We start from the raw sequence: 1,179 nt of genomic DNA, 5'->3' as shown, positions 1-1,179 counted from the left end.
AAGGTAAGCGGACGCTGAAAAAGACCCCTCCCCAACCCCTCCCCATAGGTGGGATGGGCTAATCTGCGGCACTGCCCTGCTTCTTCCAAAACGTCGAAAGTTTGGAAAGCGGGTGCGGTAGTTTAAGCCCCTCCCCCTTGTGGGGGTCCGAAGGACGGGTCGAGACCCGTGGCTCGACCCCGGCATCCGACAGGATGGGTTTCGGGCGGGGTCTTTCTTCGGCCCAAACCGGCTATATACCGAACAGCAAAGACCAGCGAAGAACCAGCCGGCCTTTCACGCGCCAAGCGTGAGAAGAAGCTCGTCCAGTTGCTCGAATTGCTCGGACATCACGCCCTCCATACCGGAGGCCTCGTCGAGCGCTTCCTTCGAGGGATAGAGTTCGTGCAGGGTGAGCAGCGTCTTGCCGTCCTTCTCCTCGAAGGTCACCGTGGTCACGGCAGCGTCATCACTTTCCTCATTCGTCCAGACCAGGCGCGCATTCGGTATCACTTCGAGATATTTGCCGAAGAATTCCGTGGCGCTCGAGGCATCGTGGCCAAACGCAACACGGTAGCCGCCTCCGACGCGAACATCCATCCTGCAGGAAAGCAAGGGCACGCCCATCGACTTCGGCGCCCACCACCGCATGAACAGCTCGGGCGTCGTCCATGCCTTAAACACGATGCGCGCGGGGGCATTGAAGGTTCGCGTAATGACCAGCTCACGCTCGGACTTGCGAACCTCCGTCGTGGGGTTTTTCGTCAGGGTAGGCTTACTCTCCATCGTCCTTCTCCTTCTGTTTCAGTTCCTCGACAAGTTTGTCCAGTGCATCGAAGCGTGCGTCCCAGAGCCGGCGGTAGCTCTCGATCCAGGCCGCCTCCTCCTCCAGCCGGCGCAGGCCGAGCCTGCAGGTCCGCACGCGCCCGACCTTCTGAGTGGTGACGAACCCCGCCTGCTCCAGAATGCCGACATGCTTCTTCATGCCCGTAAGGGTCATATGAAACTTTTCGGCAAGGTCCGTGATCGAAGCGTCCGCACGTCCGAGCTGCTCCAGAACGCCGCGCCGGGTGGCGTCCGAAAGCGCGGCGAACGAGGCATCGAGACGAGCTGTCGAATACTGAACCATATGGTTCAGTATATAGCCCAGGGATGAGCGGCACGCAAGGGGACCGACCGGCGTGCCCGGCTTATCATCTC

At 60.6% G+C, this 1,179-nt stretch carries 2 protein-coding genes; both read right to left on the bottom strand.

The window, feature by feature from the left end; translation table 11 throughout:
• Positions 1-276 precede the first annotated feature (276 nt).
• Positions 277-765, bottom strand: a complete 489-nt coding sequence (locus FHT87_RS30980) for an SRPBCC family protein (RefSeq protein WP_183806491.1) — start codon at positions 763-765, stop codon at positions 277-279.
• Positions 755-1,108: a metalloregulator ArsR/SmtB family transcription factor gene (locus FHT87_RS30975; protein WP_183735915.1), complete on the bottom strand. Its 354-nt coding sequence runs from the start codon at positions 1,106-1,108 to the stop codon at positions 755-757. The genes FHT87_RS30980 and FHT87_RS30975 overlap by 11 nt, the downstream gene beginning before the upstream one ends.
• Positions 1,109-1,179 lie beyond the last annotated feature (71 nt).

Origin of the sequence: Rhizobium sp. BK316, assembly GCF_014193695.1 — a bacterium.
Lineage (GTDB): Bacteria > Pseudomonadota > Alphaproteobacteria > Rhizobiales > Rhizobiaceae > Rhizobium.
The sequence above is the reverse complement of the archived record's forward strand: the minus strand, read 5'-3'. Positions and strand labels throughout refer to the sequence as shown.